18 protein-coding genes are annotated in these 21,532 nt (G+C 67.7%); 4 read left to right on the top strand and 14 right to left on the bottom strand.

Annotation, left to right across the window (positions count from 1 at the left end; genetic code table 11):
• Nucleotides 1-30 precede the first annotated feature (30 nt).
• The gene (locus tag VP06_RS03660; RefSeq protein ID WP_048462487.1) at nucleotides 31-648 is read right to left on the bottom strand and encodes a TetR/AcrR family transcriptional regulator; all 618 of its coding nucleotides are present in this window, start codon (nucleotides 646-648) and stop codon (nucleotides 31-33) included.
• A 123-nt stretch (nucleotides 649-771) separates the two neighbouring features.
• Between VP06_RS03660 and VP06_RS03655 the strand changes: the two genes are divergently transcribed.
• Nucleotides 772-1,506, top strand: coding sequence for a hypothetical protein (locus tag VP06_RS03655; protein WP_053081510.1), 735 nt, complete (start codon nucleotides 772-774; stop codon nucleotides 1,504-1,506).
• 298 nt (nucleotides 1,507-1,804) lie between these two features.
• Here VP06_RS03655 and urtE read toward each other — a convergent pair whose 3' ends face one another.
• From urtE to urtA, 5 genes are all read right to left on the bottom strand, one after another.
• Nucleotides 1,805-2,500, bottom strand: coding sequence for an urea ABC transporter ATP-binding subunit UrtE (gene urtE, locus VP06_RS03650; protein ID WP_048462486.1), 696 nt, complete (start codon nucleotides 2,498-2,500; stop codon nucleotides 1,805-1,807).
• A 15-nt stretch (nucleotides 2,501-2,515) separates the two neighbouring features.
• Nucleotides 2,516-3,307 carry an urea ABC transporter ATP-binding protein UrtD gene (gene urtD / locus VP06_RS03645; protein WP_082167143.1) on the bottom strand — a complete coding sequence of 264 codons (792 nt, stop codon included), beginning with the start codon at nucleotides 3,305-3,307 and terminating at the stop codon, nucleotides 2,516-2,518.
• Nucleotides 3,304-4,440: an urea ABC transporter permease subunit UrtC gene (gene urtC, locus VP06_RS03640; RefSeq protein ID WP_048462485.1), complete on the bottom strand. Its 1,137-nt coding sequence runs from the start codon at nucleotides 4,438-4,440 to the stop codon at nucleotides 3,304-3,306. The genes urtD and urtC overlap by 4 nt, the downstream gene beginning before the upstream one ends.
• 2 nt (nucleotides 4,441-4,442) lie before the next feature.
• Nucleotides 4,443-6,032 (bottom strand): urea ABC transporter permease subunit UrtB, encoded by a 1,590-nt coding sequence (gene urtB, locus VP06_RS03635; protein WP_048462484.1) that lies wholly within the window; start codon nucleotides 6,030-6,032, stop codon nucleotides 4,443-4,445.
• Between the two features lie 231 nt (nucleotides 6,033-6,263).
• Nucleotides 6,264-7,550 (bottom strand): urea ABC transporter substrate-binding protein, encoded by a 1,287-nt coding sequence (gene urtA / locus VP06_RS03630; RefSeq protein WP_048462483.1) that lies wholly within the window; start codon nucleotides 7,548-7,550, stop codon nucleotides 6,264-6,266.
• A gap of 260 nt (nucleotides 7,551-7,810) precedes the next feature.
• On the opposite strand from urtA, the gene VP06_RS03625 reads away from it, so the two are divergent.
• Nucleotides 7,811-9,475: an alpha-amylase family protein gene (locus tag VP06_RS03625; RefSeq protein WP_048462482.1), complete on the top strand. Its 1,665-nt coding sequence runs from the start codon at nucleotides 7,811-7,813 to the stop codon at nucleotides 9,473-9,475.
• Between the two features lie 143 nt (nucleotides 9,476-9,618).
• On the opposite strand, the gene ycaC is transcribed toward VP06_RS03625, so the two are convergent.
• From ycaC to VP06_RS03585, 8 genes are all read right to left on the bottom strand, one after another.
• Entirely contained in the window at nucleotides 9,619-10,266 is a 648-nt protein-coding gene (gene ycaC, locus VP06_RS03620) for an isochorismate family cysteine hydrolase YcaC (protein ID WP_048462507.1), read from the bottom strand.
• A gap of 233 nt (nucleotides 10,267-10,499) precedes the next feature.
• Nucleotides 10,500-11,372, bottom strand: a complete 873-nt coding sequence (locus VP06_RS03615) for an AraC family transcriptional regulator (protein ID WP_048462481.1) — start codon at nucleotides 11,370-11,372, stop codon at nucleotides 10,500-10,502.
• A gap of 266 nt (nucleotides 11,373-11,638) precedes the next feature.
• Nucleotides 11,639-12,475: an ABC transporter ATP-binding protein gene (locus VP06_RS03610; RefSeq protein WP_048462480.1), complete on the bottom strand. Its 837-nt coding sequence runs from the start codon at nucleotides 12,473-12,475 to the stop codon at nucleotides 11,639-11,641.
• A 216-nt stretch (nucleotides 12,476-12,691) separates the two neighbouring features.
• Entirely contained in the window at nucleotides 12,692-13,987 is a 1,296-nt protein-coding gene (locus VP06_RS03605) for an ABC transporter substrate-binding protein (RefSeq protein ID WP_048462479.1), read from the bottom strand.
• A 52-nt stretch (nucleotides 13,988-14,039) separates the two neighbouring features.
• Nucleotides 14,040-15,113, bottom strand: a complete 1,074-nt coding sequence (locus tag VP06_RS03600) for a branched-chain amino acid ABC transporter permease (RefSeq protein ID WP_048462478.1) — start codon at nucleotides 15,111-15,113, stop codon at nucleotides 14,040-14,042.
• Nucleotides 15,113-16,006 (bottom strand): branched-chain amino acid ABC transporter permease, encoded by an 894-nt coding sequence (locus VP06_RS03595; RefSeq protein ID WP_048462477.1) that lies wholly within the window; start codon nucleotides 16,004-16,006, stop codon nucleotides 15,113-15,115. Before VP06_RS03595 ends, VP06_RS03600 begins: the two co-directional genes overlap by 1 nt.
• Nucleotides 16,007-16,019: 13 nt before the next feature.
• Nucleotides 16,020-17,957, bottom strand: coding sequence for an AMP-binding protein (locus VP06_RS03590; RefSeq protein ID WP_048462476.1), 1,938 nt, complete (start codon nucleotides 17,955-17,957; stop codon nucleotides 16,020-16,022).
• Nucleotides 17,954-18,763: an ABC transporter ATP-binding protein gene (locus VP06_RS03585; protein WP_048462475.1), complete on the bottom strand. Its 810-nt coding sequence runs from the start codon at nucleotides 18,761-18,763 to the stop codon at nucleotides 17,954-17,956. The genes VP06_RS03590 and VP06_RS03585 overlap by 4 nt, the downstream gene beginning before the upstream one ends.
• Nucleotides 18,764-18,931: 168 nt before the next feature.
• Here VP06_RS03585 and VP06_RS03580 point away from each other — a divergent pair, with 168 nt between their 5' ends.
• Both VP06_RS03580 and VP06_RS03575 read left to right on the top strand, forming a co-directional pair.
• Complete coding sequence (locus VP06_RS03580) at nucleotides 18,932-19,645, top strand: TetR/AcrR family transcriptional regulator (RefSeq protein WP_245291030.1); 714 nt, start codon at nucleotides 18,932-18,934, stop codon at nucleotides 19,643-19,645.
• A 361-nt stretch (nucleotides 19,646-20,006) separates the two neighbouring features.
• Nucleotides 20,007-21,532 (top strand): methyl-accepting chemotaxis protein (locus tag VP06_RS03575; protein WP_048462474.1); only part of this gene is annotated, 1,526 nt, incomplete at its 3' end.

The following is a 21,532-nucleotide window of genomic DNA, read 5'->3' as shown; positions in this document are numbered from 1 at the left end:
AGAGCCGGGCGGCGGGGTCGGGCGATCGGTTCAGCGCGTGAAATACGCCGACACGGCGTCGACCAGCGCCTCCTCGAAATCCGGGGTGCCGACGCGCCCGCCCCCGAAGAGCACGTCGGAGCGGATCGCCCCGACGACGCCCCGCAGCATGATGAACTCGGCCTCGGGCGTCGGCCGGCGCGGCGCGTCGAGGGCCTTGGCGGCGACGGCCTCGACGAGAGCGCGGCTGATCCGCGTCACCATCCGCTCGTAACGCAGCCCGAGTTCCGGGCTGTCGAACGCCGCCTTCAGGAGTGCCCGCCGCACGGCCGGGCGGCCCTCGAAGGGCCGCAAGGTCGGCCGGATGGCGAGCCGCACGATGTCGCCGACCCGGTCGGCCCGGGTCCCGGCCAGGGCCGCGCAGATCTCGCGCTCGTGACGGTCCATCTCGTGGATCGCCATCGCCTTGAACAACGCCGACTTGCCCGAGAAGTAGCGATAGAGCGTGCCGATCGAGAAACCTGCCCGCTCGGCGATGTGATTGGTGGTGACGGCGCCGTGATCCGCACGCTCCAGAAGCTGAGCGGTCGCCTCGAACAGGATCGCCACCGTCTGCCGCGCCCGCGCCTGCCTCGGGGATGTCCTTTCAGGATCAAGGAGATCCGGCATGCTCAGCGGTGCCCCCTCCCTGGCCGCGAAAGCGAGTAGCGCCGTGCCGGCACGAGGGCGATCCTGTCGGCCGAAATTCGTCGGACGCCGACGAGATCGCTCATCGACGGAGCCCGATCAAGCATGGAAAAGCCCCGCCTCGCCAGCCTCTGCCGCGCCGGCCTCCTCGTCCCGGCCCTGCTCCTCTCCGCCCCCGCCCTTGCCGCTCCCCTTGCCGGTGAGGCGGGCGGCAGCCGCAGCGGCCTGTTCAACCGCCGCTATTGCGAGATCATCAGCGTCAGCCGCAGCGGCCTGCGGGCGGTGGCGACCGTCTACAACACCATCGGCTTCAACGATTGCCCGGCCGCCGCCTGGACCGGCATCGACAAGAAGGCCGCCACGACCCAGCTCGGCGCCGACGGGATCGACCTGAACGGCCCGCGCTACTGGCTGATCGACGGCATCGCGGGCAAGGGCATCTCGGCCACCGGCAAGACGATCGCCGTCAACGGGATCACGATGGCCGAGCGCGCCACGCTCGACCTGTCCCTGACACAGGTGATGGGCGGCAAGCCGCTCTACACACCGACCGAGGTGAAGCGCGATACCGTCTTCACCTTCCGGGCCGGCAAGCCGGTCTTCGAACTCACCGACCCGGACGGCCACGTCTACCGCATGCAGTCGTATTCCCAGATCGTCAACACGACACAAACCCTGGACGACCTCGCGGGCCTCGGCACGAGGCTGAAGCTGCCGCGCGGTTGGACCTATGCGACCCATGTGCTCAGCAAGGACGAGGATCTCGTCGCGACAGGGGTCGCGCATGTCTTGCAGGACGATTTTCTCAATACCTATCAGCGCCTGCCGGCAAAGCAGTGAGAGTCAGGTCGCGTCCGACATGGTAATGACGATCGGATGTCATCAAGGGTGCTCCCACCCTCTCATCTCATCCTGAGGTGCGTGATACCAACGGTCGTTGGAAACGACCTTTGGTTCCGTTCGCGAATTTTCGTCAAGCCTCTGGCTTGGCATCGAAAATTTGAGATGGTTCATCGGCCCGATGCGTCAGCATCTTGGGCCGATGGTATGAGTCGGATGTGCCGCCAGCCCTTGAGTGATCGTGATCGATCGCAGACGCCAACGTCAGAGGCGGATGTCGCAATCATGAGCGCCGGCCTCACACCGACAGCCAGCGCCTGACCTGCGCCTCGACCATGCCGGAGCGCGGCCCCGCCTCGACCACCTGGCCGCGATCCATCACCGCGTAAGTGTCGCAGAGATCGCGGGCCCATTCGAAATACTGCTCGACCAGCACGATCGCCATGTCGCCCTTGCCCCTGAGGTAATCGATCGCGCGGCCGATATCCTTGATGATCGAGGGCTGGATGCCTTCCGTCGGCTCGTCGAGGACGAGGACACGAGGGCGGGTCACCAGGGCGCGGCCGATGGCGAGCTGCTGCTGCTGGCCGCCCGAGAGATCGCCGCCGCGCCGGCCCAGCATGTCCTTGAGGACCGGGAAGAGGTCGTAGATCTCGTTCGGTACGTAGCGGTCGCGGCGCTTCAACGGCGCGAAGCCGGTCTCCAGGTTTTCCTTGACGGTGAGGAGCGGGAAGATCTCCCGGCCCTGCGGCACGAAGGCGATGCCCTGGCGGGCGCGGTCGTAGGGCGCGAGCCGGCTGATGTCGCGCCCGTCGAGCTTGACCGCGCCCTTCGACACCGGCTGCTGGCCGACGATGGCGCGCATCAGCGAGGTCTTGCCGACGCCGTTGCGGCCGAGCACCGCGGTGACCTTGCCGGGTTCGGCCTGGAGCGAGACGCCGCGCAGGGCCTGCGCCGCGCCGTAATGGAGATCGATGGTCTCGACGGAGAGCATATCCGACAACAATCCTCAGCGGCCGAGATAGACTTCGACCACCCGCGGGTCGGCCGAGACGGAATCGATCGAGCCTTCCGCCAGCACCGCGCCCTCGTGCAGGCAGGTGACGCGGCACTGGAGGGCGCGCACGAAGTGCATGTCATGCTCGACCACGATCACCGCGTGGTCTTTCGCGATGCGGCGGAGCAGGGTCGCTGTCGCCTCGGTCTCGGCGTCGGTCATGCCGGCCACCGGCTCGTCGACGAGGAGGAGCTTGGGATCCTGCGCGAGCAGCATGCCGATCTCCAGCCACTGCTTCTGGCCGTGCGAGAGGTCCGCCGCCGGCCGGATGCGGTGGGCGCTTAAGCCCACGGTCTCCAGGATGGCGTCGATCTGCGCCCGCTCGACCCGGTTGCGCCAGCCAAACAGCGAGGCGGTCGCGGCGCGCGGGCCCTTGAGCGCCAAGAGGATGTTGTCGGCGACGGACTGGCTCTCGAACACCGTCGGCTTCTGAAACTTGCGGCCGATGCCGAGTTCGGCGATCGCCGCCTCGTCCATCCGGGTCAGGTCGTGCACGCCGTCATAGATCACCTGGCCGGTATCGGGCCGGGTCTTACCGGTGATGCAGTCCATCATCGTGGTCTTGCCGGCACCGTTCGGACCGATGATCGCCCGCATCTCGCCGGGCATCAGGGTCAGGGACAGGCCGCGCAGGGCCCGGTAGCCGTCGAACGTGACCTTGATGTCGTCGACATAGAGCAGGGCCTGGGTGAGGCGCTTCTCGTGAACCGGGTCGGCGGTGGGCAGGGCGACCGCTGCGCTCATGATCCGCGGCCCTCCTCGGCCAGGGCGGGGGGAACGTCCGTGCTCACCTTGGGCCGGCGGGCGCCGAGGCGCTCGGACAGAGTGCCGAGGATGCCCTTGGGCATGAACAGGGTGACGACGACGAAGAGGGCGCCCAGCGCAAACAGCCAGGCATCCGGCATGGCGCCGGTGAGCAGCGTCTTGGCATAGTTGACCAGCACCGCGCCGAGGGCCGCGCCGACGAGCGTGCCACGGCCGCCGACCGCGACCCAGATCACCGCCTCGATCGAGTTGGCGGGGGCGAACTCGGACGGGTTGATGATGCCGACCTGCGGCACGTAGAGGGCGCCGGCGACGCCCGCCATCATGGCGGAGACCGTGAAGGCCAGCACCTTGAAGTGCGCCGTGCGGTAGCCGAGGAAGCGGGTGCGCGATTCCGCATCGCGGATCGCGATCAGCACCTTGCCGAAGGCCGAGGTCGTCATGAAGCGGGCGACGAGATAGGCCAGCCCAAGCGCCAAAGCCGTCAGGACGAACAGGACCACGCGGGTGCCTTGCGCCTGCACGTTGAAGCCGAGGATGTCCTTGAAGTCGGTGAGCCCGTTATTGCCCCCGAGCCCCATGTCGTTGCGGAAGAAGGCGAGCATCAGCGCGAAGGTCATCGCCTGGGTGATGATCGACAGGTAGACGCCGGTCACCCGCGAGCGGAAGGCGAGCCAGCCGAAGACGAAGGCGAGGAGGCCCGGCACCAAGAGCACCATCACGGCCGCGAAGGGAAACCAGTCGAAGCCGTGCCAGTACCAGGGCAGCGCCTTGTAGTTCAGGAAGACCATGAAGTCGGGCAGGACGGGATTGCCGTAGACGCCGCGCGGCCCGATCTGGCGCATCAGGTACATGCCCATCGCGTAGCCGCCGAGCGCGAAGAACGCGCCGTGGCCGAGCGAGAGGATGCCGCAATAGCCCCAGACGAGATCGAGGCTGAGCGCCAGGATCGCGTAGGCGAGGTACTTGCCCATCAGCGAGACGGCGTAGGTCGGCACGTGGAAGGCCGAACCCGGCGCGGTCAGCAGATTGAGGGCCGGCACCACGATGCAGGCGGCGGCCAGCACGCCGAGGAAGATCCAGCCGGCCTTGTCGATGCGGGAGAGGAGCATGGTCACGCCTCCACCGCCCGGCCCTTGAGCGCGAACAGGCCGCGCGGCCGCTTCTGGATGAACAGGATGATGAACACGAGGAGCAGGATCTTTCCGAGCACCGCGCCCGCATAGGGCTCGAGGAACTTGTTGGCGACGCCGAGGGTCAGGGCCGCCACCAGCGTGCCCCACAGGTTGCCGACGCCGCCGAAGACCACGACCAGGAACGAGTCGATGATGTAGCCCTGGCCCAAGTTCGGCGAGACGTTGTCGATCTGCGACAGGGCCACCCCGGCGACGCCGGCGATGCCCGAGCCGAGGCCGAAGGTGAAGGCGTCGATCCAGGGCGTGCGGATGCCCATGGCGGCGGCCATGCGGCGGTTCTGGGTGACGGCGCGGGTCTTCAGGCCGAACGAGGTCGCCTTCAGGATCAGGTTGAGGGCGACGAAGACGGCCATCGCGAAGACCACGATCCAGAGCCGGCCCCAGGTGATCGAGAGGCCGAACACCTCGAAGGCGCCCGACATGTAGGAGGGCGCACCGACCTCGCGGTTGGTCGGGCCGAAGGCCGAGCGCACCGCCTGCTGGAGGATCAGGCTGATGCCCCAGGTGGCGAGCAGCGTTTCCAGCGGGCGACCGTAGAGGTGGCGGATGACGGTCCGCTCGATCAGGATGCCGACGGCGCCGGCAGCCAGGAAGGCGAGCGGGATCGCGATCGGCAGCGACCAGTCGAACAGGAAGGGGGCCTTCTGGCGGATCAGTTCCTGCACCAGGTAGGTGGTGTAGGCGCCGAGCATCACCATCTCGCCATGGGCCATGTTGATGATGCCCATCACCCCGAAGGTGATGGCAAGGCCGATGGCCGCGAGCAGCAGGACCGAGCCGAGGGACACGCCGTACCAGGCGTTCTGGACGTTCGCCATCAGGGCCTGGCGGGTCTCGATGCCCGAGACGCCGCGGGCGGCGGCGTCGCGCACGCTCTGGGCGGGATCGGCCGACAGGCCGCGCAGGATGGCGAGCGCCTCCGAATCGCCGCGGGCCTGGATCGTGTCGATGGCCGAGAGCCGCTCGATCTCGGGGGCGCCCGGCCTGGCGAGGAGCGCCGCGGCACGGGCTTCCTGCATGGTTCGCTTCACGACCGCGTCGGTCTCGCGGGCGAGCGCGGCGTCGAGCGCCGGAAGCGCGGCGGCATCGCGGGCCTTGAACACCGCATCGGCGGCGTTGCGGCGCGTGGCGGCGTCGGGGGCAAGCAGGTTCAGGGTGCCGAGGGCCGCATCGATCGCGCGCCGCACCCGATTGTTGACCCGCACGGGCTTCAGGCCCTCCGGGTTCACGGCGGCACCGGTGCGGGCGTCGGTGACCGTGGCGCCGTCCTTGATGGCGAGCGCCTTGTCGTCCGGGCGGTAAAGCAGGCGGTTGTCGGTCAGCGCCCGCAAGACAGGCCCGGCCTTCGGATCGCCGCTCACGACCAAAGCCGCGATGCCGGCCTCGATGTCGGAATAGCTGTCACTGGCGAGCCGCGCATAGGCGGTGTCAGCGCCTGTCTGCGCGGCAGCAGGCAGGACCCAGGCGGTGCACCAGGCGACGAGGAGAAGGACGAGGCAGCGGCGCATACAGTGGGTGTCCGAGGGGCAGGGTGCCAAGGGGCAGGGTGCCAAGACTCCCCTCTCCCGTGCGGGAGAGGGGTTATGGGTGAGGGTGGGACGGTCCTGAGCCCAAGCGGCGAGCGTTGTGCTGCCAGCACACAGGTTCATGCCTTGTGCGGAAGCGTGGTCACCCTCACGCGGGATCGTCGATTCCCCATCCCCTTTCGCACACCGGAGAGGGGAGATTGTGCTATGCGCTCACGCGCCGCCGCACTTCTTCGTCTTTGTGTTGTAGTTGCCGCAGTTCAGCTTGACCCAGTCGGCCTCGAGATCCTTCGAGCCGTCGAGCTGCTTCGACCACGCCTCGCCGGGGATCAGGCCGTCGGTCTTCCACACCACGTCGAACTGGCCGTTATCCTTGATCTCGCCGATGAAGACCGGCTTCGTGATGTGGTGGTTGGCCAGCATCTCCGAGGTGCCGCCGGTCAGGTTGTCCTGCTTGATGCCCGGCAGCGTCGCGATCACCTTGTCGGGATCGGTGGTGCCGGCCTTCTCGACCGCCTTCACCCACATGTTGAAGCCGATATAGTGGGCCTCCATCGGGTCGTTGGTGACGCGCTTCGGGTTCTTGGTGTAGGCGTGCCACTTCTCGATGAACGCCTTGTTGGCCGGCGTGTCGATCGACATGAAGTAGTTCCACGCGGCCAGGTGGCCGAGCAGCGGCTTGGTGTCGATGCCGGCCAGTTCCTCCTCGCCGACCGAGAAGGCGACGACCGGGATGTCGGTCGCCTTGATGCCCTGGTTCGCCAGCTCCTTGTAGAACGGCACGTTGGCATCGCCGTTGATGGTCGAGACGACCGCGGTCTTCTTGCCGGCCGAGCCGAAGCTCTTGATCGCGGCGACGCGGGTCTGCCAGTCGGACTGACCGAACGGGGTGTAGTTGATCGAGATGTCCTCGGGCTTCACGCCCTTGGCCTTCAGGTAGGCTTCGAGGATCTTGTTGGTGGTGCGGGGATAGACGTAGTCCGTGCCCTCCAGCACCCAGCGCTCGACCTTCTCCTCCTTCATCAGGTAGTCGACGGCCGGGATCGCCTGCTGGTTCGGGGCGGCGCCGGTGTAGAACACATTGCGCTCGCTCTCCTCGCCCTCGTACTGGACGGGGTAGAACAGGATCGAGTTCAGCTCCTTGAAGACCGGCAGCACGGACTTGCGAGACACGCTGGTCCAGCAGCCGAACACCGCCGAGACCTTGTCCTTGGCGATCAGCTCACGCGCCTTCTCGGCGAAGAGCGGCCAGTTCGAGGCCGGATCGACCACGACGGCTTCGAGCTTCTTGCCGAGAACGCCGCCCTTCTTGTTCTGCTCCTCGATGAGCATCAGCATGACGTCTTTGAGCGTCGTCTCGGAGATCGCCATCGTGCCCGAGAGCGAATGCAGGATGCCGACCTTGATGGTCTCCTGCGCCGAGGCGACCGTGCTCGCCAGCGTGCCGAGCGCCAACCCGCCCGCGACCGCAGCGCGCGAGAGCCAACCCTTCCACGTCATCGTTATCGTCTCCCTTGGCCGATGCGGCCGGACAGCGATCCGCAAAGCTCGTGCCAAGGATTGTCCGCAAAGGTTCCCGCGTGCCCGGGCTCAAATTGTGGGCATGCGCCGGATTTCGGAGCCGCCCGCCCGGCGTCTCGCCACCTCATCTGCCCGCCCTGGCACCATTTTGCCCAATTTCACGCCACACCTACGCGCGGGACGCACCTGCCCTAGTTGTCCGGTGCAGCCACAACCGACGAGGCGCGAGGAGAACCGGGGTGATCGAGGACCTCTGGTACAAGAACGCCGTGATCTACTGCCTCTCGGTCGGCTCCTTCATGGATGCCAACGGCGACGGCATCGGCGATTTCGAGGGGCTGGAGCGGCGCCTCGATTATCTGCTCGGCCTCGGGGTGACGGCGCTCTGGCTGCACCCATTCCAGCCCTCGCCGGGGCGCGACCACGGCTACGACGTCGCCGATCATTATGGCGTCGATCCGCGCTACGGCACGCTCGGCGACTTCGTCGCCTTCACGCACGCCGCCAAGCAACGCGGCATGCGGGTGCTGATCGACCTCGTGGTCAACCACACCTCGGACCAGCATCCGTGGTTCCAGGCCGCCCGCCGGGACCCCAACGCCCGCACCCGCGACTGGTACGTCTGGTCGAAGACCAAGCCGGCGTATGCCGACGAGGGCATGGTGTTCCCGGGGGTGCAGAAGAGCACCTGGAGCTACGACAAGGAAGCCAAGGCCTGGTACTTCCACCGCTTCTACGACTTCCAGCCCGACCTCAACACCGCCAACCCGCATGTCCAGGCCGAGATCCTGAAGATCATGGGGTTCTGGATCCAGCTCGGTGTGTCGGGCTTCCGGATGGATGCGGTGCCGTTCGTGATCGCCGAGAAGGGACCGGAGGTCTCCGGGGAACCGCGCGAGCAGTTCGAGCTTCTGCGGCTGTTCCGCGAGTTCCTGCAATGGCGCCAGGGCGACGCGATCATCCTGGCCGAGGCCAACATCCTGCCGCGCCAGGACCTCGACTATTTCGGCGACGATGCCGACCGCATGCACATGATGTTCAACTTCCAGGTCAACCAGGCGCTGTTCTACGGGCTCGCCTCGGCCGATTCGCGGCCGCTGGTGAAGGCGCTGCACAAGACCTGGAACCGGCCGCCCTCCGCCCAGTGGGCGATCTTCCTGCGCAACCACGACGAGCTGGATCTCGGCCGCCTGACCGAGAAGCAGCGCCAGACCGTCTTCCAGGCGTTCGGACCCGAGCCGGACATGCAGCTCTACGGCCGCGGCATCCGCCGGCGCCTCGCGCCGATGCTCGGCGGCGACCGGCGCCGGATCGAACTCGCCTACAGCCTGATGTTCACCCTGCCGGGCACGCCGGTCCTGCGCTACGGCGACGAAATCGGCATGGGCGACGACCTGTCGCTGCCAGAGCGCGACTGCGCCCGCACGCCGATGCAATGGTCGCACGAGCCGCAGGGCGGGTTCACGCTGAGCAACACGCCCGAGTCGCCGCCGATCCACGAGGGGCCCTATGCCTATTCCCACGTCAACGCAGCGACGCAACGCTGCGCGCCGGACTCGCTCCTGAACTGGATGGAGCGGGTCATCCGCATGCGCAAGGAGGTGCCGGAGATCGGCTGGGGCGACGTCACCGCCCTCGATATCGGCGACCCGGCCATCCTCGCCCTGCGCTACGACTGGCGCAACAACGCGGTGCTGTGCCTGCACAACCTCGCCGCCGAGCCGAAGGAGATCAGCTTCGCCACCGGCCTCGACGGCGACGGCCGCCATCTGATCGATCTCCTCACCGGCCAGCGCAGCCTCGCCGACGACGATGGCCGCCACTGCGTGCTCCTGGAGGGGTACGGCTACCGCTGGTTCCGGGTCGGCGGGCTGGATTACCTGTTGCGGCGGAGCGAGATCTGAGGCGCCGGTTTGTCGCTCCGGAGCGTCACGCCCCCTCGTGCAGGGCGCTGGACGCGCCCTGCCGGCCTTGCATCCGAGGCCGAGGAGATCCGGGGACGGACCTCGCACGCCGCCGGCCGAGCCGGTGCGAGGGGAGGATGCCGTCAGGCGGCGGGGGCGGCGTGCGGGATCGTGCCGCGCTGCGCGGCGTAGCTGGTCATGAGGTTGCGGTAATCGGGAATGTGGTCGCCGAGCAACGTCGCCAGGCCCTCGACGTCCCGGCGCCAGTCGCGGTGCAGCTCGCAGGCGACCGCAAACCAGTTCACCAGTTGCACGCCGGCCGCCGACATCCGGTTCCAGGCGCCCTCGCGCACCACCGGGTTGAAGGTGCCGGACGCGTCCGTGACGGCGAACACCTCGTAGCCCTCTGCGATGGCCGACAGGGCCACGAAGGCGACGCAGACCTCGGTGACGACGCCCGCGATGACGAGCTGCTTGCGCCCTGTGGCCTTCACGGCAGCAACGAAATCAGGGTTGTCCCAGGCATTGATCTGACCGGGCCGGGCGATGAACGGCGCGTCCGGGAACTTGGCCTTCAGCTCCGGCATGATCGGGCCGTTCGGGCCGTCCTCGAAGCTGGTGGTCAGGATGGTCGGGAGCTTGAAGTAGGCCGCAAGATCGGCGACGGCCAGCACGTTGTTCTTGAAGCGATCCGGATCGAAATCCCGCACCAGGGACATCAGGCCGGCTTGATGGTCGACCAGCAGAACGACGGCTTGGTCGAGGTCGAGGCGGTTATACGGCTTGGTCATCGTCGTCTCCATCGAGGCAGCCGGGGCGGCGCGGTGTCGATGGAGGAAGTATGTCTGGAGCATTTCCATCCGAAAATAGAAACGATGGAAAACGATCGTTTCCGATATGGCGATCCTGGCTCCGGATGATCGCGCCCGCCCGGATACGATCGCAGAACGGGTGCGCGCGGCGGCGGCTCACCTCCTGAGACCGGGAAGCTCCAGCCGCCGCACCGGCAACGCCGTGAGGCGCCTCACACCGCGACGGGGACGTGAACGTCGACGACGGTGCCCGGCCGGTCGGGGGCGAAGCGGCCGTCATAGAGTTCGAAGTCCGGACCGTCGGCGACATTCAGCCCCGAGGCGGGCACGAGGTTTCCCCAGATCGTCGCCATGGCGGCTTTCATCTGCGGGTGCAGGGCCGTTCCGTCCAGGGTGACGCGGAAGACCGCGTAGGTCGCCGCCGGGATCGTCTTCCTCACGAAACCGGCGGGCAGGCTCCCCTCCGGCCGCACGCCCACGCCGGCCATGTAGTCGAAGCTGCCCTCCTCCGTGTCGGCGCTCCAGACGACGCCGTAGGTGGCCCAGCTCGGGACCTGGGCGTCGAACGGGAGGGCCCGGATCAGGGTCGACCAGAGGTCCGGGATGGTGGACGCGGTCGCCTCGTCGACGCGTCGCGCCGGGCCGGCGACCGTGAAGGCGTCGAGGGTCACGAGATCGGGCAGGCGTGCAACGGCGCGGGAGGTTTCGGCAGGGGCCGGCATCGGAGGATCTCCTTCGGGTGGCAGGGGCGAGAGGCCGCGGCGGAAGCGGCCGGGGGTGACGCCGAAGCGGCGCCCGAACGCGCGGGTGAAGGCTTCCTGGGAGTCGAAGCCGGATTCGAGGGCGAGATCGACGAGCCGCAGCTCGGGCTCGGCGACGAGGCGACGCGCTGCCAGCACGAGCCGGCGCCTGCGGACATGCGCCATCGGCCCCTGCCCCATCCGGGCGGTGAACAGGCGTGAGAAATGATGGGGCGACAAGCCGGCGCGGTCGGCGAGGCGGGTGAGCGTCAGGGGCTCGTCGAGGCGCGTCTCGATCCAGGCGAGGATGTCGGCGATGCGGTCGGGGGCGGGTGGTCGATCCATGCCGTCATGATGACGCAGGGGAGCGCGGGGCGTCCTGACCGGTCTTGCTGTGGCGGGATCGTTCCGGGCTTCTCTCGACGGAGTTGACCGCCTCCTGGTCGGTCCGGGGCCGCGCAGCGGAGCCCGGAATGACCAGGAGGGTGTCAGCAGCGCCCCGGCAAACGCGCGATCATACCATCGGCCCAAGATGCCGACGCATCGGGCCGATGAACCATCTCAGATTTTCAAGACTGATACCAAAGATCGTTTTCTTTCGACCGTTGGTATCAGATCCACCGCTTGCGCCGCTTGAAGCTTTTCAGATTGCGAAAGCTCTTGCGCTGGTCGCCGGCGCCGCCGAGGTAGAATTCCTTCACGTCCTCGTTGGTGCGCAGCTCCTCGACGGTGCCGTCGAGCACCACCTTGCCCTGCTCCATGATGTAGCCGCGATCCGCCACCGACAGGGCGGCGCGGGCATTCTGCTCGACGAGCAGGATGGTGACGCCGAGATCCTGGTTGATCTGGCGGATGATCGAAAAAACCTCCTTCACCAGGAGGGGCGAGAGGCCCATCGAGGGTTCGTCCATCAGGATCAGGCGGGGTCGGGCCATCAGGGCGCGGCCGATCGCCAGCATCTGCTGCTCGCCCCCCGAAAGATAGCCGGCAGCGCCGGTGCGCTCCTTCAGGCGCGGGAAGTAGGTCAGCACCCGTTCGAGATCCTGGCCGATCTCACGGTCGCGGCGCGAGAAGGCGCCGAGGCGCAGGTTCTCCATCGGCGTCATGTCGGCGACGATGCGCCGGCCCTCCATCACCTGGAAGATGCCGCGGCGCACGATTTTGTCCGGCTCGATGCCGTCGATGCGGGCGCCGTCGAACACGATCTCACCGCGGGTGACCTCGCCGTCCTCCGAGCGCAGCAGACCTGAGATGGCCTTGAGCGTCGTCGACTTGCCGGCGCCATTGGCGCCGAGCAACGCCGTGATCGAGCCGGCCGGCACGTCGAGGCTCAGGCCGCGCAGGACCAGGATCACGTCGTCGTAGACCACCTCGACGTTGCGCAGGGAGAGGAGCGGGGCCTGAATGGCCTCCTGGGTCGGGCGTTCGAGGGTCGTGACCTGCGACATCGGATGGCTCCAGGGGTGAGATGCGAGGTCGAACCCTCCCCCCTCTGCGGAGCAGGCCGGGAGAGGGGCGGCGCGACACTGATCCAGAGGGCGCCCTCATCAAGGGCGCGACCTTTCCGGAAGCGTGGTTCCCCTCTCCCGCCCCACTCCGTGGGGCACCCTCCCCCGCAGAGGGGGGAGGGTTGAGGGCTGCGGGTCACCCGTGAGCGGCGGCCCTCACCACCCCTGCCACTCGCTCTTCCGCGGCAGCGTCACGGTCTTGACCGGTTCGAGCTTGATCGTGCCGGCCTTGATCAGGTCGGGCAGCGCCCCGTCGGTCGGGCCCGAGACCTTGGCGCGGTAGAGGTGCACCTCCATCATCCCGCGATGGTCGGTGGGCGACCAGGTCGAGGGGACGCAGACGCCCTCCATCCCGGCCGGCACCCAGTCCTTCTTCTGGTAGAAGCCCTTGCGGACGTTGGGGCCGGCGAGGCCGCCATTGTCCTTGGCCCAGGCGAGCGCCTCGGTCATGTAGAGGGCGGCGCAGATGCCGGCGTAGTAATGCACCGGACGGTACGCGGTGCCGGCGGAGTCCGACACCTTCGAGATCTCGGCCGCCATCGCCATGCCGGGCGCCGTGCTGCCGCTCACCGCGGCGGTGCGGACCGGGAAGACGACGCCGTTCGCCGCATCGCCCGCCGCCTTGGCGGCGTTCTCGTCCATGCCCCAGACATTGCCCATGAACTGGATGTCGGTGCCGACCGACTTGCAGGACTTGAGCAGCGAGATGTTCGAGCCGCCGGTATTGCCGAGATAGGCGTAGTTCGCCCCGGCATTCTTGGCGGTGAGGCATTGCGCCGTGTAATCACCGGGCGCCAGCGCGAAGACGATCGCCGGCAGCACCTCGAAACCGAGGTCCTTGGCCATCGCCTCGCCCGCTTCCTTGGGCGAGTTCGGGTAGGGGTGGTTGCCGCCCATATGGACGTATTTCGGCTTGCCGGTCTTGCCCTTGGCCTTCCAGTCGTCGGCGGCCCACATCAGCATGGCGCGCAGTGCGTCCGAGTAGGACGGCCCGTAGAAGAAGTTGTAGGGCGCAGCCTTGGCCTTGCCGCTGGCGCCGGTCGGATCGCTGACCTGGGCGGCATAGCTCCCGGAGATGTACGGCACCTCGTCCTTGGTGACGAAGGCCGAGAGCGCCTCGGTGTCGGCGGTGCCCCAGCCCTGGATCGCCGCGACCTTGTCGCGCCCGCCGGTCCACTTCTTGTAGAGGGCGACGGCGCGGGGCACCTGGTAGCCGTAATCGACTGTCTCGACGTTCATCGTCTCGCCCTTGATGCCGCCCTTGCGGTTCACATAGGCGAGGGCATCGGCCACCCCTTGAGCGTAGGGCACGCCGACATCCGAGGTGGCGCCGCTCTGGTCGGCGAGGTGGCCGATCGGGATCTCGGCGGCGAGGGCTGGCACACTGAGCGCGAGGGCGGCGGCCGAGGCGAGGGACAGGCCAAAGGGCAGGCCAAGGGACAGGCGAAGCATGGGTCTGGTTTCCTCCGGTGGGTGGGCTGGCTTTCCCAGTCTCCGATGAGTGTCAGTGCGAGAACGGGTAGAGCTTCCAGTACGCCTTGATCTGGCGCCAGCGATGGGCGAGCCCGTCGGGCTCGAACATCAGGAAGAGCACGATCACGAGGCCGATCGCCATCTCGCGCAGGAAGGACAGGTTGTCCTTGAGCGACAGCGCCCGGTCGAGGGCGGAGCCGCGGACCGCGTCGGTGATCCAGCCCATGGCTTCCGGCACCAGCACCATGAAGGCGGTGCCCATCAGCGTGCCCATGATCGAGCCGAGGCCCCCGATGATGATCATGCCGAGGAACTGGATCGAGAGCAGGATCCCGAAACCCTCGACCGAGACGAATTGCAGGTAATGCGCGTAGAGAGCGCCGCCGATGCCGGCGAAGAAGGCCGAGAGGCCGAAGGACAGGGTGCGGTAGCGGGTGAGGTTGATCCCCATCATCTCCGCCGAGAGGTAGTGGTCGCGCAAAGCCACCAGTGCCCGGCCGTCGCGGGAGCGCATCAGGTTGGTGGCGAGGACGAAGGTCAGCACCAGATAGGCCAGCACGACGTAGAAGTAGCGGTGGTCGGTGTCGAACGCGAAGCCGAAGATCGAGAAGGCGTCGGCCGCCGTGCCGGCGACGCCGCCGGTGAACCAGTTTGCCCGGGCAAAGAAATCCTGAAGGATGTACTGCGCGGCGAGCGTCGCGATGGCGAGATAGAGACCTTTGAGCCGGGCCGCCGGCAGGCCGAAGATGAGCCCCACCGCCGTCGTCATCACGCCGGCGAGCGGGATCGCGAAGAAGACCGGGATGCCGTAATTGTTCGACAGCCAGGCCGACGCGAAGGCGCCGAAGCCGAAGAAGGCGGCGTGCCCAATCGAGATCTGGCCGGTGAAGCCGACCAGGATGTTGAGGCCCAGAGCCGCGACCGCGAAATAGCCGATCTGGATCAGCAGGCTCAGCCAGTAGCGGTCGAGGACGAGGGGGGCGAGGCAGAGCAAAGCCAGTCCCGCCCAGACCGCGTAGCGGCTGCCGGCGGTCGGGAAGATGGTGGTGTCGGCGGCATACGTGGTGCGGTAGTCGCCGGCGGGGATCAGGCTCTGGGTCGCCATCAGACGCGCTCGATGTCGCGGGTGCCGAACAGGCCGTAGGGCTTGATCATCAGGATCACCACCAGGACGTAGAAGGGAACGATCTCGTACAGGTTGCCCCAATGCAGGTACTGGCCGTCGACATATTGCGCGACGTTCTCCAGCACCCCGATGACGAGGCCGCCGATGACGGCGCCGACGACCGAGTCGAGCCCGCCGAGGATCACCGCCGGAAACACCTTGATGCCGTAGAGCGAAAGGGCCGACGAGACGCCGTTGACGATGCCGACCACGATGCCGGCGACCGACGACACCACGGCGGAGATCGCCCAGGCCATCGCGAAGACGTTGCGGACCGAGATGCCGAGCGACTGCGCGACCTGCTGGTTGAAGGCGGTGGCCCGCATCGCCAGCCCATGCTTCGAATACTGGAAGAACCAGGCGAAGCCCGCCATCATGGCGACCGAGATGCCGAGGCTCATGAGATAGACGGTCTGGATCTCGAGCCCGAGGATCTGCACCGACTGGGTCTGGAAGATCGGCGGGAAGGGCTGGGCGAAGACGCCGAACAGCCACTTGCACAGGGCCTGGAAGAAGATCGAGAGGCCGATCGTCACCATGATGACCGAGATGATCGGCTCGCCGATCAGGGGTCTCAGCACCACCACCTGCAAGGCGATGCCGAAGACCAGCATGAACGCGAAGGTGACCGCCATGCCGACCAGGAAGGGCAGCTGGTAGGTGGTGAGCAGCCACCAGCACACCCAGGCGCCGATCAGCAGGAACTCACCCTGCGCGAAGTTCACGACCTGGCTCGCCTTGTAGATCAGGACGAAGCTCATCGCGACTACCCCGTAGAGGGCGCCGACGATCAGCCCGTTGACGACGAGCTGGAGCAGCAGATGGGTGTTCATGGCCTCAAGGCCCCTATTCGGCGGCGGCGGCGAGGGTGGCGGGGGACGCCGTGAGGTCGATCACCGGCAGGGTGGTGCGGATGCGCTGGGTGGTGCCGTCCTGGAACCGGATCACCGTGTCGACCCGGTAGCTCGGCGCGCCGGCATAGATCGTGTCGATCAAGTCGCCGTATTTCTCGTTGATCACGCCGCGGCGGACCTTGCGGGTGCGGGTCAATTCGCCGTCATCGGCGTCGAGTTCCTTGTAGAGGAGCACGAACTTGGCGACGCGCTGCACGTCGGTCAGCCCGGCATTGACCCGCTCGACTTCCCGGCGGATCAGGTCGATCACCGCCGGCTTCGCGACGAGGTCGGAATAGGTGGTGAAGGCGATGCGGTTCTTCTCGGCCCATTTCGCCACCACCGCGTAGCGGATGCAGATCAGGGAGGCCAGGTACTCGCGCCCGGCGCCGAGGATCACCGCCTCCGCCACATAGGGCGAGAACTTCAGCTTGTTCTCGATGTATTGCGGCGAAAAACGCTCGCCATGGCTGTTGACCGCGAGGTCCTTGATCCGGTCGATGACGACCAGCTCGCCCTTCTTGTCGACGTAGCCGGCGTCCCCGGTGTGCATCCAGCCGTCGCGCACGTCGCTCGGGGCGTTCGGATCGGCCTTGTAATAGCCGTGGAACATGTTGGCGTGGCGCGCCAGCACCTCGCCGATGCCGTTGCGGTCGGGGTCGAGGACCCGGATCTCGATGCTGTCGTCGAAGGGCACGCCGACCGTGTCGAAATCGACCGTCTCGCCCCGGTGCAGGGTATAGGCGCCGAGCGTCTCGGTCTGGCCGTAGAGCTGGCGCAAGGGAACGCCCATGGCGCGGAAGAACCGGAACGTGTCGGGACCGAGCGCCGCCCCGCCGGTCGCCGCGGAGGTCAGCCGCGTGAAGCCGAGCCGGTCGCGCAGGGCCCGGAACAACAGGATATCGGCGGCCGTCGAGCGCGTCCCCTTGTCGAGGGCCGAGAGCCCCATCTTCATGCCGCGCTCGTAGAGGGCGCGCTTGAGGGGCGAGGCGTCCATCATCCGGGCGCGCACGTCGGCGGCCACCGCCTCCCAGACCCGGGGGGCGAACAGCACGAAGGTCGGGGCGATCTCCCGGAAATCGTGCATGAGCGTGTCGGCATCCTCGACGAAGTTGACCTTCATGCGAGAGAGCAGCGCCTGGCCGAGCGCATAGACCTGCTCCATGATCCAGGGCAGCGGCAGCACCGAGACGTAGTCGTCCTCCGGCCCCTTCGGGTCGGCGGCGAGGTAGCGGGCGCAGTGGCGCAGGACCCGGCCGCCGCTCAGCATCGCCAGCTTCGGTCGGGCCGTGGTGCCGGAGGTGGTGCACAGGATCGCCACCGCCTCCGCGTCGGTCGCATCGACCATCCGGTCGTAGAGGCTGGGATCGGCGGCGTGCAGGGCCTCGCCCTTGGCGGCCAGGGCCTCGGCCGAGATCAGCCGCGGATCGTCGTATTTGCGCATCCCACGGGGATCGCAATAGACGATGTGGCGCAAGGACGGCACGCCGTCGGCGAGGTTGAGGAGCTTGTCGACCTGCTCCTCGTCCTCGGCGATCACCGCCTTCACCCCGGCGAAGGCCAGGAGATACTGGACCTCGTCCTCCAGCGCGTCGCGGTAGAGGCCGAGCGACAGGGCGCCGAGAGCATGGGCGGCGATCTCGCCGGCCACCCAGTCGGGCCGGTTGTCGCCGATGAGCCCGACCACGTCGCCGCCGTCGATCCCGAGATCCGAGAGCCCGAGCGCGAAGGCGCGGGTGCGGGCATGGTACTCGCCCCAGGTCGTCGGGCGCCACAGCCCGAAGATCTTCTCGCGCAAAGCCACGTCGTGCGGGTGCTCGGCGGCGTTGCGGCGCAGGAGCTTCGGGAAGGTGTCGGCCTCGCGGGCGATGGCAGAGAAATCGGTCGTCACGACGCGGCCCTCGCCGGTTCGGAAGCGACCGGCTCCTCGTCGTCCTCGCCGAGATAGGCTTTTCGCACGTGGGGATCGGCGAGCACCGCCTCTGGCCGACCGAGTGCGATGCGGCGGCCGAAATCGAGCACCATCACCCGATGCGAGATGTCCATGACCACGCCCATGTCGTGCTCGATCATCACGACGGTCATGCCGAACTCCTCGTTGAGATCGACGATGGAGCGGGCCATGTCCTCCTTCTCCTCGAGGTTCATGCCGGCCATCGGCTCGTCGAGGAGGATCAGCTTCGGCTCCAACGCCATGGCGCGGGCCAGCTCCACCCGCTTGCGCAAGCCGTAGGAGAGGGTGCCGGCGGGCGCTTTCCGGTAGGGCTGGAGGTCGAGGAAGTCGATGATCTCCTCGACGCGGCGGCGATGCGCCAATTCTTCGCTCTGCACCCCCGGCAGCCAGTAGAGCGAGCCGGTAACGAAGTTGTTGCGCATCAGATGGTGGCGCCCGACCAGGATGTTGTCGAGCACGCTCATGTGGTGGAACAGTGCGAGGTTCTGGAAGGTCCGGCCGATGCCGAGCTTCGGGCGCTGATTCGGCGTCGCCTTGGTGATGTCGCGGCCGTCGAACAGGATCTGGCCCTCGGACGGCCGGTAGCGGCCCGAGATGCAGTTGATCATCGAGGTCTTGCCGGCGCCGTTGGGACCGATGATCGAGAACAGCTCGCCCGTCTCGACCGCGAAGCTGACATCCGTCAGCGCCTTGACGCCGCCGAAGCGCAACGAGATCTGGCGAACCGCAAGGGTTTCCGCCACGCCTGACCCTCCCTGGGATGGCGGCCGCGCTCGTGTCCGGCGCCGCTCTGCCTGCGGCGGATGCCCGGTATGCGTCCGGGTCATCCGCCTTGGAAATACGTTCGACTGTTTTTTTCCGAGCGTCAAGTGCTACACTGGCGCGACGAAAGTCGAGGGGCGGAGAGCCCCATGAGGGCAGGGTTCAGGGGCAACATGGCGCGTATCGCAGGCTCGTCGGGACCGCGGACCGAGGAGGCCATCCGGCGGGCGGGGCTTAAGCTCATCGCCACCCACGGTTATGCCGCGATGAGCCTGCGCCAGCTCGCGGCCGAGGTCGGCATCCAGCAGGGCTCGCTCTACAACTATTTTCGCAATAAGCAGGAATTCCTGTTCGACCTCATCCGCGGCCACATGCTCGACCTGCATGCGGCCCTCGACGCGGCGCTCTTGGCCGAAGGCAGTGCCGAGGCGCGGCTGGCCCGGTTCACGGAATTCCACGTCGCCTACCACGTCGAGCGGCCGCAGGAGGTGTTCATCTGCTACTCGGAGCTGCGCAGCCTCGAGTCGGACAACCTCGCCACCGTGGTGGCGATGCGGCGCGACTACGAGCGCAAGCTCGGCGCCATCCTCGACCACGGCCGCGCCACCGGCGAGTTCCACCTGGCCGATACCCGGATGGCGACGCTCGCCATCCTGGCGATGCTGTCGGGCATCTGCACCTGGTACAAGCCGGGCGGCCGGCTCTCGACGGACGGATTGCAGCAGATCTTCACCGGCATGGTGCTGGCGCTCGCCCGGGGCGAGACGCAGCCGCTCGCCCGGGACGAGACGCAGCCGCTCGCCCGCGATGAGGTCGCGGTGCCGCCGCGGCGGCGCGGGGGGCTACGGGCCGGGATCGGATAGGCGCCGGTATCGGCAACCGGCCGCGCGAGGACCTCTCGCGCCAGATCTCGACGGCGATCCGTCTGCCGACCGATGGTCCTCGGCCGACGATTTCCGCTCGTGATGCTTCCGAGTGCCGTGCGTCCGCTGCCGCAGCGGCACGGTCGGCGAATTCGCCCCCGATCCTTGATTGTTTCGTGCTCGATCTCGCCACAATTTCGCGTCTTTTTCTTTCTTCTTCCGTGATGATTTGTTGAGTGGTGCGCCGAAAACCTGATCCGCCAGAAGCTTTGTCGATCGAATAACATATACCGTTCGTTCACGCTTTTTCGTCTATTTCGACAGGCAGTCCGGCGAGACCCGGAACCGGAGCGGCCTTTCGATGTTCGTGCTCACCCTCCCCCGCAAGTTCGCGCTCCTGATCGCGCTCGCCGGCTTGAGTCTGATCGCCCTCGGTGGGATCGCGCTCACCTACCAGTACGACGCGATGGTGGCGCAGCGCATCGATCGGCTGTCGGTCATGACCGAGGCGGCAGCCAATATCGTCGAGCGCTACCGGCAGAAGGCGGCGACGGGCGAGATGACCGAGGCGGCGGCTCGCGAGGCGGCGCTCGCCGATATCGGAGCGATGCGGCATGGACGCGACAACTACGTCTACGTCAACGATGCCGCCGGCACGGTGATCGCCCATCCCTCCGCGAAGGTGGTCGGCCGCAACCTGATGGGCATGGCCGATCCCACCGGCTTCCGCTTCGTCGCCGACGTCATGCCCCGCGCCAAGCGCGACGGCGTGGCGACGTTCCGCTACGTCTGGGCGCAGGAGGGCCAGGCGGCGCCGGTGCCGAAGATCGGGCTCTTCCGCTACTACGCGCCGTGGGACGTCTATGTCGGCGTCAGCGAGTATGTCAGCGACCTGCGGGCGATGATCGTCGAGCAGGTCCAGCGCCTCGCCGTGGCGGGCCTTGTCATCATGCTGGTCCTCGGCGGCGTCTCGCTGCTGATCGTCCGCTCCGTGGTGCGGCCGATGGCGCGCCTGCGCGCCACGATGGGGACCCTCGCCGAGGGGCGCACCGATCTCGCGGTGCCGGAAGCCGGGCGGCGCGACGAGGTCGGGGCGATGGCCCGCGCCGTCCTCGTCTTCCGCGACAACGCCGTCGAGCGCGAGCGCCTGCGCGGCGAGAGCGAGGCCGAGGAGATGCGCCGGATGCGCCGCGCCGCTTCGCTCAACGAGCTGATCCAGGGCTTCGAAGCCTCGATCACCGGCGTGGTGGCGGGCGTCGCCGCCGCCTCCGGCGAGTTGCGCGGCACCGCCCAGGCCATGACCGCGACGGCCACCCAGACCGCGTCCCAGTCCACCACCGTGGCGGCCGCCGCCGAGCAGGCGTCCTCCAACGTCGAGACCGTCGCGGTCGCGGCCGAGGAACTCGGCGCCTCGGTCCAGGAGATCGGCCGCCAGGTCGACGGCTCGGCGCAACTCGCCAAGTCCGCGGTCGCGGAAGCCGGGCAGACCGCCCGCCAGGTCCAGGCGCTCACCGAGGCCACCGCCCGCATCGGCGACGTGGTCGGGCTGATCTCGTCGATCGCCGCACAGACCAACCTCTTGGCGCTCAATGCCACGATCGAGGCGGCCCGCGCGGGAGCCGCCGGCCGCGGCTTCGCCGTGGTGGCGGCGGAGGTGAAGGAGCTGGCCGGCCAGACCGCGAAGGCGACCGAGGAGATCACCAGCCAGATCGCCACGATCCAGGCTTCGACCGGTCAGGCGGCGGGCGCGATCGGCCAGATCACCGCGCGCATCGAGGAGATCTCGACGGTGGCGACCTCGATTGCCGTGGCGGTGGAGGAGCAGGGCGCGGCGACCCAGGAGATCGTCCGCAACGTCGCGCAAGCCGCCGCCGGCACCGGCGAGGT

This window comes from Methylobacterium aquaticum, from assembly GCF_001043915.1.
GTDB classification, from domain to species: domain Bacteria; phylum Pseudomonadota; class Alphaproteobacteria; order Rhizobiales; family Beijerinckiaceae; genus Methylobacterium; species Methylobacterium aquaticum.
This window is presented reverse-complemented; position numbering and strand designations above follow the sequence as displayed.